Raw genomic sequence first — 16,159 nt, 5'->3', positions numbered from 1 at the left:
TGCTCTCGCCGCCGGAGTCCGAGTTTTGAGGTCACGCCGGCGCCCGAGTGCTAGCACTCGCTGCTCAGCGCCGTTGACTCCCAGCAGCGGTTTTTCTATTCCTCCCGCCCTGAATCGCTGCGCCTGCGGCGCAAGCGACGACCGTCCCTGCTGCGAGTCTGCCAGCCATGGCTTTTGTGAATCGCGACGATCGAACGTCTCCGTCGGCTCTCCCGCGACCGGTCCGCCGACGGATTTGCTGGGCGTTGGCCGTGCTGAGCGCGGCGACGGGATGTCGCGGGGTCAACACCGCGCAGCTCGATCTGCTCGAACGCGAGCTGCGGCAGCAGGAGGACTATATCTACGAACTCGAGGACAATCTCCTCACCTACTCCGAAAAGCTGCGCGAGTGCCGGTGCGCGAATCCGAACGCCGCGACCAACGGAACGAAGAAATCTCCGCCGTCGAAGCGGCCCCTGCCTGAGCCGACGCTGGCCGAGGACGCCCCGGCGCCGCGAGCGAACGCCAAGGCGGCGACGCCCGCTCCGACGCCGCGACCGCGCACGACGCCGACAGATCCGGCTCCGACCGCGCCCGAGTTCGAACTCCCCGAAACGGAGCTCCCCGACGCGGCGCCCGAGGAGCTCGATGCGCCCGCGGAAGAGTTGCTCCCCGAGAACTTCTCGCCGGAGGAGTTGGAAGCGCCGGAACTGGAGATCGGTCCGACGAGCGACGCCCGACCGCTTGAGACGGCGCCGAGCTACGCCGCGACGCCTGGGGACGAACCGGAAGGCTTCGGGGACTTGGCGTTGGTCTTGCCCGACCCTGCGGCCGACGACCTGCCGCCGGAGGACGGTTCCGCCTTGCTCGCGGCGGAGGATGCCGCGCTCGTCCGCGCCCCCGACGCACTGCAACTCACGGCGGCGAATCCCGAGGAAGAATCGCCGCTCGTCGCCGGGGCGCCGGTTCAATTGGTCGTGCGTCACCTCCTCCGCGACGACGCGGGCTCGGACGGCGCCGAGCCGCAGAGTCTGTTCGTGGTCGTCGAAGCGGTCGACATCCACGGCCGCCCGGCGACGGCGATCGAGGCGACTTCGATCATGCTGCTGCGCGAAGACGCTCCGGGGTCGTTCGAGTCGATTCGCCGGTGGGACTTCTCGCAGGAGGAAGCAGCGACGGCTTGGCAAGAATCGGCGCTCGGGGCGGGGCTTCACTTTGAACTGCCGCTCCGCGGGGCGCAACTTCCCGCGGGACCCGTGCAGGCCTGGGCGCGGATCGTCCAGGAGGACGGGACCAAGCTGCTGGCCAAGGCGGTCGTCGACGCCGGCGCACTCGCGTCGCTCGACGAGGCCCTGTCGGCGGCTCCTACGCGAACCGTCGACGCCGAACCGATTGCGAAGCCGATTCCGACCGACCGGCCGGCGCGCCGCCTCGACACACCAACGAAATCGGCCGCGGCGACGACCGACGAGCCGACGTGGCGCAAGGCTGCGACGCCGATTGGCCCGCTGTCGCGAGGATTCGCGACGACGGCCCCGGGCGGTTGGTCGACCGGCCCGGTCGCGACCCCCGCGGACGTGCCGTCCGGCGTCCGGCCGGCGAGCGCGACGGAACCGGCCGGAAGCAATTCCTGGCGCGGCCGCGCGGCCGCGACTCGCTGACATCCTGCCTCGTCGCGATTCGCGGGTCCTTCCCCCGACCGAGTTCGGCTCAGTCGACCGGCCGGCCCATGGTGCGCAACAGCAGCTTCATGTCGTCCCACGTGGCGCCCTTCGCCGCGGGGTTGCGCAGCAGGTAGGCGGGGTGGTACGTGCAGACGACCTTGATCCCGCGATAGTCGAGCACTTTGCCGCGCAGTTTGCCGATGGCCTCTTGCGTGTCGAGCAGGTTCTTCGCGGCAACGGCGCCCAAGCAGCAAATGAAGCCGGGGTCGATCAAGGCCAGCTGGCGATCAAGATAGGGGCGGCAGCGGCACGCTTCGTCCGGCTCAGGGTTGCGATTGCCCGGCGGGCGACACTTAAGCACGTTCAGGATGTAGACTTCGTCGCGGGTGAGCTTGCAGGCTTCGAGGATCTTGGTCAGCAGTTGCCCGGCTCGGCCGACGAACGGCTCGCCGAGGCGGTCTTCGTCGGCGCCTGGCGCCTCGCCCAGCAGGCAGAGCTTCGCCCGCGGATTGCCGACGCCGAATACCGTCTGCGTGCGGGTCGTCGCCAGCTCGCTGCAGCGGGTGCAATCGGCCACAAGCTCGCGCAGCACCTCCAGCGACGGGGCCGCGGCGATCGTCGCATCGTCGACCGCGACGGCAGACGACTTGGCAGGCTGCGAACGCTTGGCCCGAGGCATGACGGCTTCCTGCTGGGGTGAAGCGGGGCGACCGGGCGACGCCGGTGTGCGGGACGGGGCGACGGCTGGAGACGCTGCAACGGCGTGCGGCAACGCCTCGACCCCCGCCGCCGCGAGGCTTTCAAGCTGTTGCCGCACGAGCGTCTTGAGCGTCGCTGGGTCGTGCATGGGGACGGCAATCCGGGCGCTGGACGAGGGCTGAGTTTAAGGAATCGTGAAACGCGCGAAGCTATGCGACATGGACGCAACGCCTGGCAGGCCCCGGCGCGAGACGGCGATTCTCGGGTCGTGCGCGCGTCGTGCGCGGTTCCAGTCGAGCGCCCGCATCACGCTGATTCGCAGGCCTGCTTCGCGGCGGCTTCGAGCGTCACCAGATAGGGCACAGGTTCGCTCCCCAAGGCGTTCAGCACCGTCCCTCCCGCGGTGAAGACGTGGGTGACCCAATCCTCTTGGCCGTACTTCTCGAGGGCCTTCCCCCCCTCGCCGCCGCCGACGTAGACGAGCGCCCCCGCGTCTTTGAGCCGCTTGAGCTGGGGAATAAAGTTCTTCGTGCCGTTCTCGAATCGCGGGTCTTCGAACATGCCGAACACTCCGTTGTGGAACGCAACCGCCCCGGCGCCGTGCTTGGCGATGAACTCGCCCGCCTTCTGCTCGAACAGGGCGTTGGACTTGGGACCGATGTCGAACTGCTGCTGGGTCGGCTGCAGCACGTCCACGATCGAACCGTCCTCGACGACCGAGTCGACCGGCACGACGAACTCGATCCCCTTGGTCCGTCCCTCGGCGACCATTCGCTTCGCCTGCTCAACCCGCGCCGGGGGAATGTAGTACGGCTTGTCGCTGTGCGCCGGGTCCTCGGCGACGCCGATGCAGGCTGGTGCGCCGTCGAGTTCGCCGATTGCCTTGCGGAGGGCCATCGCCAGCGAGCCCGCGGCGAACACGGTGCGGATCGTGCCGCGGCCGATCATCGCCTCGAGGTCGTCGAGCTTGTCGATCTTCAACCCGCTGAACACGACCAATTGCGTCTTGAGACACTGCTGCATCGGGCCGTCGAACTCGCCGGCCACGTACTTGCCGAGAGCGATCCGGTCCATCGCCAGCGGAACGGCGACGGTCGACGAGTCGAGGCTGCCGGCCGACAGGGCTTCGTTGACGTAGACCTTGGCCACCTTCTCGGCCAGCGAATTGGCCAGCGTCGCGAGAGCCGGAGCGTGCTGGGCGGCATCGGCGGGCTTGGCCTTCCACAGCACCCGCTCAATGTCGTACCGCCGCGTATTTTCCAGCACGAGCACGGCGCCAGCGGGAGCGGCGGCGATCTGCTGCTGCACGGCGTCGGAGACGGCGCCGGTCGCCTCGTCGAGCCAGTCCGTCACCAGCGGGACGTCGCAGCCCAAAAGCTCGCCAATCCGTTTGGCCACTTTGGCGAGCGTGCCGGCGGGGTCGCGGCCGATGTGGCCGAAGATCACTTGCTTCCAACCCCGGTCGCGGCCGAACTTGAGCGTCTCGACCATCGACCGCAGGCGAATGTCGCCTTTGCCGATCGCATCGCCGGGCTTGGCGTCGACGTCGCCGCGGACCAGCACGGGCGTGCCGCTGGGGACGTCGGCCAGGGCATCGAGCCTCGGGATCGCCGCCAAATAGTCGTTGAGCGTCCGCCCGCGGGCCGCCTCGCGTCCGGCAAGCAGTTGGGCGAGAAAGGCTTCCATGGCAGCGGGCGTTGTCGACATCGGGAGGGCTCCTGGCGGGGGACGCAGAACGGGCTTTTGACTCTGTCCCAAGACTCGAAAACGAGCGGCGGGCGCATGCCCCCGAGGAAGCTCGATCGAGGCCTCGGCGGCAGGTCGCCGGCGGCTCATGGGAACGAAAACGCCCCCCAGTATGGCGACTTGGGGGGCGTTTGTCAGGGAGGGCGCCCGCGGCGCTTCCGGGGCCGCGAGACTCCACGAGCGGGGACTCCGCGTCAACCGCTCAGGCCGTTGATGAGGTCGACAAGCGGCAGGAACAACGCCACGACGATGAACCCGACCGCCCCGCCGAGGAAGATAATCAGCAGCGGTTCCATCAGTTTCGTGAGCCCGTCGGTGAGGACCGCCACTTCTTCGTCGTAGGTGTCGGCCACCTTGTAGAGCATCGTGTCGAGTTCGCCCGTCTCTTCACCGACGTCGACCATGTTCACGACGATGTCGTCGACGATCCGCTGACGGTACTTCATCATGTAGATCAGGGCGCCGATGAGCGGGATCGACGTGATCCAGAAGAACAGGGCAACCGGGTGGAAGCTCAGCTTCGAGTTCTCCTTCATCGGCTGGGCGATGGCGTCCCCATCGCGGATCCGCTCGGAGATCTTGCTGAACATCTTCTCGAACACGGCGTTGCCGGAGGTCTCGCGCGTGATCGTCAGGGCTTCGAGGATCGGCACCCCCGAGGCGATCAGCGTTCCCAGGGTCCGAGAGGTGCGGGCCATGATGTTCTTTTCAATCAACGCACCGAAGATCGGCACCTTGATGATGTACTGATCCCAGCCCATCCGACCCGCTTTGAACTTGCGGATGAGCTTGACCATCAGCCAGATCGACATCGGGATGCCGGGAATCAAGTACCAATACTCCTGGCACCACTCGGCCACGGCGATGAGGTAGACGGTCATCGCCGGCAAGTCGAGGTCGAAGTCGGCGAAGATCTCGACGAACGACGGGACGATGCTGATCATGATGAACGTCAAGATGCCCACGGCCACATTGACGACCATGACCGGGTAGATCATGGCGCCCTTGACTTTGCGCTTGAGCGACTCGGCCCGTTCCTTGAAGTCGGCGAGCCGCTGCAAGATGAGTTCGAGGGCGCCGCCCGCTTCGCCCGCCTTGATCATGTTGACGTACAGGCGATCGAAGCACTTGGGGCTTTTGGCCATCGCTTCGCTGAGGGTGTCGCCCGATTCGATCGCCTCGCAGGTGTCTTCGAGCGAGTACTTGAGCCGGCCCGGCTTGGCCTGTTCGCCGAGGATGCGCAAGCTCCGCAGGATCGGCAAGCCGGCGTCCTGAAGGATCGACAACTGCCGGGTGAACGCCGTGAGATCCTTGCTCCTTACGCCGCCGAAGACGAAGCCGCGTTTCTTCTTGCCCCGACCGGCCGATTCGGCCTTTTTGCGCGCCTTTTTGACGGAGATCTTCGTGACGAAGTACCCCATCTGGCGGATCGTCGCTTGCGCATCTTCCTCGGTCGCGGCGTCGATCACGTCCTTGATCTCGGCCCCGGTCGAGTCCATCGCCTCGAATTGGAAGGTTGGCATAGCGACGTTCCTGCGGAAGCAAGCCGACTTCTAGTCTCTGGCCGTAAGCAATCGGCCAAACCGCTTGTTCCGTTCTTTGATGAGTCTCCCGTCTGATCAACGAGCCTTTATGCGGGCGGCTACGAGCCCGGCTCACGCTTCCATAATCGTCTCGCGGATGACTTCGTCGGCGGTGGTGGTGCCATCGAACATGGATCGCAGTCCGGCGTCTCGGAGCGTGACCATTCCGCTCTTGCGGGCTGCCTCGCGAAGTTCGTCGGTGCTGGCGTTGCGCATGATCATCTCGCGGAGCTCGTTGTTCATGATCATGAGCTCGAACAGCCCGACGCGACCCTTGTATCCGGTATTATTGCAAGTTTCGCAACCGGAGCCACGATAGAACTTCTTCCCCTTGATATCTTGGGCGGTAAGTTCGAGGTCGTCCATGATTTCGCGACCCGGGGTGTACTCCTCCCGGCACTTCATGCAGACCCGGCGGACCAGCCGCTGGGCGAGAATCGCCTCGACCGTCGCGGTGATGAGAAACGTCGGAACGCCCATATCCCGCAGCCGAGTGACGGTGCTGGGGGCGTCGTTCGTGTGCAAGGTGCTGAACACCATGTGCCCGGTCAGCGACGCCTGGACCGCGATTTCGGCCGTTTCCAAGTCGCGGATCTCGCCGACGAGGATCTTGTCGGGATCCTGCCGCAAAATGGCCCGCAGGCATTGGGCGAACGAGTTGCCGATCGAGGCGTCGATCGGCACCTGGATGATCCCTTCCATGTCGTACTCGACCGGGTCCTCGGTCGTGATGATCTTGTCCTCGATCGTATTCAGCTCGTTGAGGGCCGAGTAAAGGGTGGTCGTCTTGCCCGAACCGGTCGGCCCGGTCACCAGCACGATGCCGTTGGGCTTGCTGATCACCTCGCGGAACGAGGCCATCGTGGCCTCGTTCAACCCCACGTTGCGCAGGTCAAGCGACACGACCGACCGGTCGAGCACCCGCATGACGACGCTCTCGCCGAACATCGTGGGGAGCACGCTGACCCGCAGGTCGACGGGGTGGCCGCCGACGGTCAGCTCGATCCGGCCGTCCTGCGGCAGGCGCCGCTCGGCGATGTCGAGATTGGCCATCACCTTGATGCGAGTCGTGATCGCGAACGCCAAGTGCCGCGGCGGGGGGACCATTTCGTACAACACGCCGTCCGCCTTGATCCGGATGCGGAACTCGTCCTCGAACGGCTCGAAGTGCAAGTCGCTGGCGTGGTCCTTGATCGCCAAGAGCAGCACCATGTTCAGCAGCTTGCGCACGGGGGCGCTGTCGGCCATCGCCTCGACGCTGGCCAGATCGACCGAGTTTCCCTCGGCCTCGGCGACCGCCCGCGCGAGGTCGTCGTCGCTTTCCAACTCGGCGACGATCGACTCGACGCTCTCGGTGTTCTCGCCGTAGTAGCGTTCGAGGCTCTTGAGCATCGCCGGCTCGGTGGCCACGACCACCCGGATGTGAAAGCCCAGGAAGGTCCGCAACTCGTCCTGCACGGCCAAGTTCTGCGGATCGCACATCGCCACGGTGAGCGTGTTGCCGTCGAACTCGGTGGGGACGATCCGGTACATCTGGGCCATGGGCTCGGTGACCATGGCGAGGACCTTTTTGTCGATCGTCAAGTCCTGCAACGCCACGGCGCGCAGTCCAAGCTGCTCGGCCAGCCCCTGGGCGAGTTGATCGTCGTTGATCAGGCCCATGTCCATCGCCACCTGGCCGAACAGCTGGCCGGGGCGTTGGTGTTGTTCCTCGAGCAACAGCTCCAACTGATCGTCGGAGAGATACCCCAGGTCGACGAGAACTTGTCCGATGCGACGTACGGCCATGCGAAGAGCGGAGAGGTGAGAGTTCGGAGGTCAGATGTACGACGGAGGTCTTGTTATTGTGCGAGCTTCGGTCGTCGGAGCAGCGGCGGTCGAGATCTGATGTTCGCGAGACTCACGACTCTTCGCCCGGTCCTTCCTCGTCGAAGATGCCGCGTTCGGCCGCGGCAATTCGCTTGGCGAGGTCGTCGGGACTGTTCGCCTTGGCGAGGACGTCCTCCTTGGTGGCTCGCTCCTCGCGCCAATGCTTGAACAGGTGGTCGTCGAGCAGTTGCATGCCGTGCTTCGAGCCGGTTTGAATGGCCGACGTGATGCGGAACACCTTGTTCTCGCGGATGAGGTTCGCAATGCCGGGGGTGACCACCAGCGTTTCGAAGGCCGCGCACCGTCCGCCGCCGATTTTGGGGATGAGCTGCTGGGCGAGGATGCCGATGATCGCCGTCGCGAGCTGGGTGCGGATCTGATCCTGCTGGTTCGTGGGGAAGACGTCGATGATGCGGTTGATCGTCCCCGCGGCGCTGGAGGTGTGGAGCGTGCCGAACACGACGTGCCCCGTTTCGGCCGCGGTGATCGCGGCTTCGATCGTTTCGAGGTCGCGGAGCTCGCCCACCAGGATCACGTCAGGGTCCTGCCGCAACGCCCGGCGGATCGCCTCGGCGAACGAGGTGACGTCGACCCCCACCTCGCGTTGGTTGACGGTCGACTTCTTATGATTGTGATAGAACTCGATCGGGTCCTCGATCGTGATGATGTGGTGGTCGACCGTATTGTTGATATGGTCGACCATCGCCGCGAGCGAGGTGCTCTTGCCCGACCCCGTCGGCCCGGTCACCAGCACCAGTCCGCGGGGGCGCATGATGAGCTCCTTGAAGACCGGCGGCACCGCCAGTTGGTCCATGGACATCAGGTTGACGGGGATCTGCCGCAGCACCATCGCCACGTTGCCGCGCTGGCGGAAGACCGAGACGCGGAACCGCGCCTGGTCGCCGAACGCGAAGCCGAAGTCGGTGCTGCCGGTCTCCTGAAATTCCTGCTGGCAGCGATCCGGGGTGATGCTCTTCATCAGCCCCATCGTGTCGGCCGGCTCCAGGACCTTCGTCTTGAGCTTCTGCATCCGCCCGTGCAGGCGCAGCACGGGGGGCTGCCCGACGGTGATGTGCAAGTCGCTGGCGCCCTGCTTCACCTGGGCGGAGAGCAACTTGTCGATGAGAATCGTTCCCATGGCGTAACTGTCTCGACGGTGCGAGCCGCGGAAGCGCCGGCGGCGCGACGCGGAGGGTGAGCGACGACGGGCCCGGCCGTGAGAGCCTCTTCCCGCAGCCTCGGCGAACAGGTTGTGCAAAACGAGCGACGACCGCAGGCAAGACGACCAAGCAAGGCGCGCAACGACCCGTGCGGGCCGATGTTCCGGTCGGCCGGTCGCATCAAGGGAGTGGCCGTCGCGCGAAGGTTCGTCGCCGCCGCGGTGCTGGCTCAATTATGCCCGGGAGAGCCGCTAAACTCAAGCAATTCAAGGGGATGGGGCCAATTCGCCCGGGCCGGCGTCGCCATGCGCCGAGCCCCGAGATCGGCCAAGGGGGCGGGGGGCGCCTCCAGGCCGTCCGGCCGGCAGGAGACCTCCCGAAGCGGTCAGATCTGCTCGACCTTCTTGGCGACGCGGAAGACTTCCTCGAGCGTCGTGATGCCGGCCATCGCCTTGAGGAGGCCGTCCTCGTAGAGCGTGGTCATCCCCCCCTTGATCGCGGCTTTGCGGATATCCACGGTCGAGGCGCCCTGGAACGACAGTTCCCGGACCTTCGAGTTCATGAGCATCAGCTCGTAGATGCCAATTCGTCCGCGGTACCCCTTCTTGCCGCAGTGGCTGCAGCCGACCCCTTTCATGAAGGTGGCGCTGGCGGCCATCTCGGGAGTGATTCCCGCGAGGTCGAGTTGGGCTTGGGAGGGTTGGTGAGGCTGTTTGCACTTGCTGCAGACGACTCGCACCAACCGTTGGGCCAGCACTCCGATGACCGAGCCGGCCACCAGGTAGGCCGGCACCCCGATGTCGACCATGCGGGTCACGGCGCCGGGGGCGTCGTTGGTGTGCAGGGTGCTGAACACCAAGTGCCCGGTCAGGGACGCCTGGATGCCCATCGAGGCGGTTTCGTGGTCGCGCATCTCGCCCACGAGGATCACGTTGGGGGCCTGCCGCAGCATCGCCTTGATGATCTTGGCGAAGTCCAGGCCGATCGAGTGCTTCACCTCGACCTGATTGATCCCGGGAAGGTAGTACTCGACCGGGTCCTCAGCGGTGATGATTTTGCGGTCGGGGCGATTGAGCTCGTTGAGCGCTGCGTACAGGGTGGTCGTCTTCCCCGACCCGGTCGGCCCGGTGACCAGGAAAATGCCGTTGGGACGCCGAATGAGGTTACGGAAGGTCTTGAAGTCGCGTTCCGAGAGTCCCAACTGCCGGACGCCGATCTTGATGTTGTCCTTGTCCAGCAGCCGCATGACGCACGACTGGCCATGGTTCGTGGGCAGCATGCTGACCCGCAGGTCGAGTTCCTTGCCGCCGGCGGTGATCTTGATCCGGCCGTCCTGGGTGCGGCGACGTTCGGCGATGTCCATCCGGGCGAGAATCTTGATGCGCGAGAGCAAGGCCCCCAACAGCCGCCGCGGCGGGCTGTCGCGTTCGACCAGCACCCCGTCGATGCGGTAGCGGATCCGCACGCGGTCCTCGAACGGCTCGACGTGAATGTCCGAGGCCCGCAATTGCACGGCCTCGGCGATCATCAACTGCACCAGCCGCACGACCGGGGCGCTGGTTTCGTCGACCGAGTCGTCGTCTCCCCCGCCGCCGGCGTCGTCCCCTTCGGTCTCGGTGAAGTCGATGGCCGTGTCAGTGAATTCCTGGAGCATCGAGTCGGCCGACTCGCCGTCGGTCTGGCCGTAGTTGCGGTTGATCGCTTCGAGGATGCTCTCCTTGGTCGACACGCCGATCTCAATGCGGCGGTTGAGGATGAACTGCAGCTTTTCGATCGTGGCGAAGTCCTGCGGATCATGGACCAGGACCTTGAGCACGCCGTCCTCCTCGGAGAACGGAATGACCACGTTCTCGCGGGCGACCGACTCGGGGACGAGCTCGACCACCGCCGGGGGGATCGGCACGTTGTTCAGATCGTAAAACTCAAACCCGTACAGCTTTGCGACCGCCTTGGTGACGTGATCGCTCGAGGCGTAACCAAGCTGGACAATGGCATCCGGGACCTTGATCTTCTTCGCCGCGGCGAGCTTCTCCGCCTCCTGGAGCTGCTCGGGGCCGACGATCCCCTTCTTGATGAGAAAATCACCCAATCGATCGGCCATGGCGGCGACACTCTCTGTTCCACAAGTTCGATGCACCGGCGCGACGGTGCGCGCCGCGGCAAGTCCCGAGAAGCGGGTCGGAGCACGGCGGAAGTCCCGTTGAAATCAGGCTTTGCGCACGCCGGCCACCCTACGTGCCAAGCTAATGACGCCGGCTGCGGATGTCAACAAACGCCCGCGAAGCGATCATTACGGCAGTGAGCAGGGGGCGCGAGTCCTCATGGTTGTTCCGATTCGCCCTGTAACGCCGGCCGGGGAGACAAGCCCCCCGCTTGAGAGCGTGTTGAATTCGCCCGCTCGCCTTGGCCGCGGGAGCTCGTTCAGGACGAGAGCGCCTGGCGAGCCGTCTCGATGAATCGCCGCACCAAGTCGGCATCTTTGCGGCCCGGGGAGGACTCGACGCCGCTTGCGACGTCGACCCCGTCAGGGCGAGCCGCTGCGACGGCCTGGGCGACGTTTTCGGGCCGCAACCCGCCGGCGAGAATCACCGGCACGCCGGCGAACTCCTCTCCGCGATCGGCGAGTCGCTCCCAGGCAAACGGTTCGCCGCCGCCGCCGTACTGGCCAGCAACGACCGGGGCGTCGACGAGCAACGCCGCGGGGACTCGCCCCGCGGCGCGGCAGGCGGCCAAGTCGGCCGCCAACTCGGCAAGCCCCCCGTCGCCCATGCGGCGAGCGCGAACGAGCGGCAGGCTCGGCAGCGCCGCCAGCGACGGGGCCGGCTCGTCGCCGTGCAGTTGCAAGGCATGCAAGCCGACTTCCGCGGCAACGTTCGCAATCGCCTGTGGCGACTCGTTGACAAAGACTCCGACGACCAGGGCGTCGGCGCCGACTGCGACGGCGATCTCGCGCGCCTGCTCCAACGAGACGCAGCGCGACGAGCGCGGGTAGAAGTTCAGCCCGATCGCGTCTGCCCCCGCGTCGACGGCGACTCGAGCGTCGGCGACCGTAGTCACGCCGCAGATCTTGATGCGGAACATGGCGAAAGCGGCGTGAGTTGAAGTGAAGCGGCCGGCGGCGCGCGGAGCCGCTAGCTGGCCGTGCGCGAGCGCCGTGCTAGCAGAGTCGCAGGGACCGGCGCAGGCTACGTAAACTGTCGGCGACTGTTACGACCGCGCAAACCTGCGCAGTGGTCAAACTTCGAGGTGGTCGTGAAGCCAGCTTAGCCCCCTCGCCGATCCAACACCACATACCCTCGGTGTTTCTTGAATTGCAGCACGACGCGCAACGGCATGCGCGCCAGGAGTGCCACGGATGACGACTCGCCCCGCCGCCCCCGCCCAACGCCCCTTCCTGGCCGCCCCCGAGGCGAGCCGCTATTTCGCCGCTGCCGCGATTGAGGACGCCCGTCGCCGCGTCGCTCGCTGCATTGACCGGCGCGAAGGGGCCGCCCTGGTGATCGGGGCCGCCGGCACGGGCAAGTCGCTCCTGTTGGAAGTCCTGGCCGCGCAGTTTGCCGGCAAGGCCCTGGTGGCGCGCCTGCAAGGCGCCCAGCTGTGCACCCGCCGCGCGTTGTGGCAAATGCTGCTCTTTGAATTGGGACTCCCCTATCGGGGCATGGAGGAGGGCGAGTTGCGACTTGAGCTGAAGGAGCACCTCCGCCCGCGCGACGGGGCGACGCGGCGCCTGCTGCTGTTGGTCGACGAAGCCCACGCCCTGCCGGTGCGGCTGTTGGACGAGTTGCGGGCGATGACCAATCTCGCCGCGGCCGGAGCGCCGCTGGTGACGGTGGTGCTGGCCGGCGGACCGCAGCTTGAGGAGCGGTTCGCCGATCCGCAGCTCGAAGCGTTCAGCCAGCGGGCTGCGACGCGATGTTATCTCGCTCCGCTGGAGCGCAGCGAGACCGTGCAGTACCTGCGGGCCCAGTTGGCCGCGGCCGGCAAGTCGCCCGAAACGGTGCTTGCTGCCGACGCCATGGTCGCGATCCACGAAGCGACCGGCGGCGTTCCGCGGCTGATCAACCAGTTGGGAGACCAGCTCATGTGGATGGCCGACGAAACGGGAATGGCTCCACTGGACGCGAGCATGGTGCAACAAGCCTGGGCCGACCTGCAGCAGCTCCCCGCCCCCTGGCAGCAGGTCGGCGGCGAGCAAGGGGTCGCCGGCGTGATCGAGTTCGGCGTCCTGGGAGGGGACGACGACTTCATCGGCGATTCGGAACTCGACGAAGCGTTCGAGGGCGAGGACGATCTCGAACTCGGCGATCCTGACGCGGAGGAGTCGGAGGAAGGCCCGGCCGAGCGCGTCGCGTCGATCCCCATCACTGCGCTGGCTGACCAGCGGCGGTTAAGCGCCTCGTCGGTCGCGGCCGATCTTGACGCGGCTGAGAGGCTCCTCTCGACGTTCGACGCCGTGGGGATCGTGTTCGACGATCCGGTCGCCGCCGACGTCGGCGAACCGCAGCAGCCCGCGGCCGAGAACCCGTTCGACGATCGGTTTGACGAGGAGGAGGTGCTGGTCGACCCGTACGCCGACTTCGAATCCTCGCTGCTGGCCAAAGCGCCGCGGGTTTTCAACCGGATCGACGCCATGCTGGCGACGCAACTGGTCGTGCCCGCGGCCCCGCGCACCGAGTCGGCCAAGTCGATCGTCGTCGAGATCGCGGAGACCGCCGCGCCCGTTGCGGCCCCTCTGCCGGCAGCGGCGCCCCGGTTGAGCGAACCGGCCGCGGTCGCGGGCGACCTGCTGGTGATTGAGGAGGACGAACTGCCGATCGCCCAGGTCGTCTCCGCCCGCCAGTTCCGCAGGCTGTTCAGCAACCTGGAAGCGGGCATGGCGGCGGGGATGTAAGGCGGAACGTCGCGTTCGGCAGCCGCGCCTGGCGCGACTTGAATCTGCCGTTGTCACGACGGCTCCGCTGCATTGGCCGACAGCCAAGCGGAGGACTTCTCACGGCGCCGCGCTCGCGCATCGGCCGTCGCCGCTGTGCGATGCGGCACGGGCCCGCGGCATGAAACGCTCCCTGTTTGCGAGGAAGCGCGCGGCTTCGCACACTCTGTCGGCGAGAACATTTCGCCGCACAGCGGGAACTTGCTAAGATCAGCGGTCGCATGCGGCCGCCGGTCGACTGGCACGCGCGTTGCTCTTGGAGACCGTCGAGCGACGCCCGCACCCCCTTGGTGCAGCGACCCTGGCGTCGCCGCGGCGCCGCTGCCGCGAGATTCGTCGATTCGCTCCGCCGAGGCGAATTGCATTCCCGGGACCTTGGCGACCGGCGGATTGCCCGCCCCCGCCCGACAAGTAGGAAGGAGTTTGTCCATGCCCGCCGCGACCGCGTCCCCCCCTCCCGCCGTGAAGAACAAGCAACTCGTCGCTTGGGTCGAGGAGATGACGGCCCTCTGCAAGCCTGACCAAGTTCACTGGTGCGACGGCTCGCAAGAAGAATACGACCGCCTCTGCGAAGAGATGGTCGAAAGCGGAACGTTCATCCGACTCAACCCGGAACTCCGGCCTAACTGCTTCCTGGCCCGCAGTCATCCCAGCGACGTGGCGCGCGTCGAGGACCGCACCTACATCTGCTCGGTCGGCCCCGGCGACGCCGGTCCGACGAACAACTGGATGGCCCCCGACAAGATGAAGGCCCTCCTCACCGAGAAATTCGACGGCTCGATGAAGGGGCGCACGCTGTACGTCATCCCGTTTAGCATGGGACCGATCGGCGGACCGATCTCGCATATCGGGGTGCAAGTGACCGACTCGGCCTATGTGGTCGTCAACATGCGGATCATGACCCGCATGGGCGCCAAGGTGCTCGAGACCCTGGGCGAGGACGAATTCATTCGCTGCCTCCATTCGGTCGGCATGCCGCTCGATCCGGGCGTCGAGGACGTCGCCTGGCCGTGCAGCCCCGATCCCAAAGACAAGTACATCGTCCACTTCCCCGAGGAACGGACGATCTGGTCGTACGGTTCGGGTTACGGCGGCAATGCGCTGTTGGGCAAGAAGTGCTTCGCCCTGCGGATCGCGTCGGTCATGGCCCGCGACGAAGGGTGGCTCGCCGAGCACATGCTGATCTCGGGCGTGAAGAGCCCCGACGGCGAAAAGACCTACGTCGCGGCCGCCTTCCCCAGCGCGTGCGGGAAGACCAACTTCGCCATGCTCATCCCGCCGAAGGATTTCCAGAAAGACGGCTGGGAAGTGACGACCGTCGGCGACGACATCGCCTGGATCAAGCCGGGCGAGGACGGCAAGGTCTACGCGATCAACCCCGAGGCGGGCCTGTTCGGCGTCGCACCGGGGACGAACGAGAAGACCAATCCCAACGCGATGGCGTCGATCCGCGAGAACACGATCTTCACGAACGTGGCGCTCACCGACGACGGCGACGTGTGGTGGGAAGGGATGACCGACGAGCCGCCGGCCCACGCCATCGACTGGCAGGGGAGCGATTGGACCCCGGACAGCCCCAACAAGGCCGCCCACGCCAACAGCCGGTTCACGGCGCCGCTCAGCCAGTGCCCGTCAGCCGATCCGGCCTACGACGATCCGAAGGGGGTGCCGATCTCGGCGTTCATCTTCGGCGGGCGACGGGGGAGCATTGTGCCGCTGGTGTACGAGGCGCCCTGCTGGCCGTTCGGCGTCTACTCGGCGACGACCATGGGTTCGGAAATGACCGCCGCCGCGTTCGGCCAGATGGGTCAGGTGCGACGCGATCCGTTCGCCATGCTGCCGTTCTGCGGCTACCACATCGGCGATTACGTAAGCCATTGGCTCGACTTTGGCCGGCAGATTTTGCCTCCCAAGGTGTTCAGCGTGAACTGGTTCCGGCGCGACGCCGACGGCAACTTCCTGTGGCCGGGGTTCGGCGAGAACATGCGGATCCTGAAATGGATCGTCGAACGGGTGCGCGGCAAGGCCGCCAGCGTCGAGGGCCCGCTGGGGCGCATGCCCAGCTACTCCGACATCGACTGGCGGGGACTCGACTTCAGCGAAGAGCAGTTCGACCAGCTCATGAGCACCGAGCGCGACGAATGGCTGCAGGAGATCGCGTCGCACGACGAGTTGTTCTTCAAGATGTACAACCGCCTGCCGCGCGAGATGTACTGCGTGCGCGAACTGCTGCTCTCGGGCCTGTGGCGCGCCCCTGAGCACTGGGACACCCACGGCAGTCAAGAGGAGGACGACGAGTTGGCCTGACCGTCGGCGTCGCCGGCGACGCCCGGCCGACCGACGTCCATCTGATTCGGACGAGCAGCCCGCGGAGCTTTCCGCGGGCTGCTTCTTTTTCGGCGGACATGGGGCAATCTTTCACGCGCTGTCCCCCCGTCGTGCAGGTCGTGATACATTGGCGACGTTCCGACAGCGGTTCCGTCACCCAGCCCGCATACTTTCAGCGATTGCATGATTTCACTCCCCGCC

10 protein-coding genes are annotated in these 16,159 nt (G+C 66.3%); 3 read left to right on the top strand and 7 right to left on the bottom strand.

What is annotated here, in order from left to right:
* Window positions 1–167: 167 nt before the first annotated feature.
* Window positions 168–1,640 (top strand): hypothetical protein, encoded by a 1,473-nt coding sequence (locus tag KF688_12595; protein ID MBX3426512.1) that lies wholly within the window; start codon window positions 168–170, stop codon window positions 1,638–1,640.
* A 49-nt stretch (window positions 1,641–1,689) separates the two neighbouring features.
* Here the strand turns inward: KF688_12595 and KF688_12590 are convergent, their stop codons facing one another.
* The 7 genes from KF688_12590 to KF688_12560 all read right to left on the bottom strand — a co-directional run bounded on the left by KF688_12590 (window position 1,690) and on the right by KF688_12560 (window position 11,781).
* Window positions 1,690–2,490: a uracil-DNA glycosylase gene (locus KF688_12590; GenBank protein MBX3426511.1), complete on the bottom strand. Its 801-nt coding sequence runs from the start codon at window positions 2,488–2,490 to the stop codon at window positions 1,690–1,692.
* Window positions 2,491–2,648: 158 nt separating this feature from the next.
* A complete protein-coding gene (pgk, locus tag KF688_12585) occupies window positions 2,649–4,049 on the bottom strand; it encodes a phosphoglycerate kinase (GenBank protein ID MBX3426510.1) in 1,401 nt (466 codons plus the stop codon).
* A gap of 233 nt (window positions 4,050–4,282) precedes the next feature.
* On the bottom strand, window positions 4,283–5,611 hold the full coding sequence (locus tag KF688_12580; GenBank protein MBX3426509.1) for a type II secretion system F family protein: 1,329 nt from the start codon (window positions 5,609–5,611) through the stop codon (window positions 4,283–4,285).
* A 132-nt stretch (window positions 5,612–5,743) separates the two neighbouring features.
* Window positions 5,744–7,459, bottom strand: a complete 1,716-nt coding sequence (gene tadA / locus KF688_12575; protein ID MBX3426508.1) for a Flp pilus assembly complex ATPase component TadA — start codon at window positions 7,457–7,459, stop codon at window positions 5,744–5,746.
* Window positions 7,460–7,571: 112 nt separating this feature from the next.
* On the bottom strand, window positions 7,572–8,678 hold the full coding sequence (locus KF688_12570) for a type IV pilus twitching motility protein PilT (protein ID MBX3426507.1): 1,107 nt from the start codon (window positions 8,676–8,678) through the stop codon (window positions 7,572–7,574).
* A gap of 407 nt (window positions 8,679–9,085) precedes the next feature.
* Window positions 9,086–10,801 carry a Flp pilus assembly complex ATPase component TadA gene (tadA, locus tag KF688_12565; protein ID MBX3426506.1) on the bottom strand — a complete coding sequence of 572 codons (1,716 nt, stop codon included), beginning with the start codon at window positions 10,799–10,801 and terminating at the stop codon, window positions 9,086–9,088.
* A gap of 320 nt (window positions 10,802–11,121) precedes the next feature.
* Entirely contained in the window at window positions 11,122–11,781 is a 660-nt protein-coding gene (locus tag KF688_12560) for a phosphoribosylanthranilate isomerase (protein ID MBX3426505.1), read from the bottom strand.
* A 274-nt stretch (window positions 11,782–12,055) separates the two neighbouring features.
* Between KF688_12560 and KF688_12555 the strand changes: the two genes are divergently transcribed.
* Window positions 12,056–13,591: an AAA family ATPase gene (locus KF688_12555; GenBank protein ID MBX3426504.1), complete on the top strand. Its 1,536-nt coding sequence runs from the start codon at window positions 12,056–12,058 to the stop codon at window positions 13,589–13,591.
* A 468-nt stretch (window positions 13,592–14,059) separates the two neighbouring features.
* Complete coding sequence (locus KF688_12550) at window positions 14,060–15,937, top strand: phosphoenolpyruvate carboxykinase (GTP) (GenBank protein ID MBX3426503.1); 1,878 nt, start codon at window positions 14,060–14,062, stop codon at window positions 15,935–15,937.
* Window positions 15,938–16,159: the final 222 nt, after the last annotated feature.

It is taken from the genome of Pirellulales bacterium, from assembly GCA_019636345.1.
Classification (GTDB): Bacteria; Planctomycetota; Planctomycetia; order Pirellulales; family Lacipirellulaceae.
This window is presented reverse-complemented; position numbering and strand designations above follow the sequence as displayed.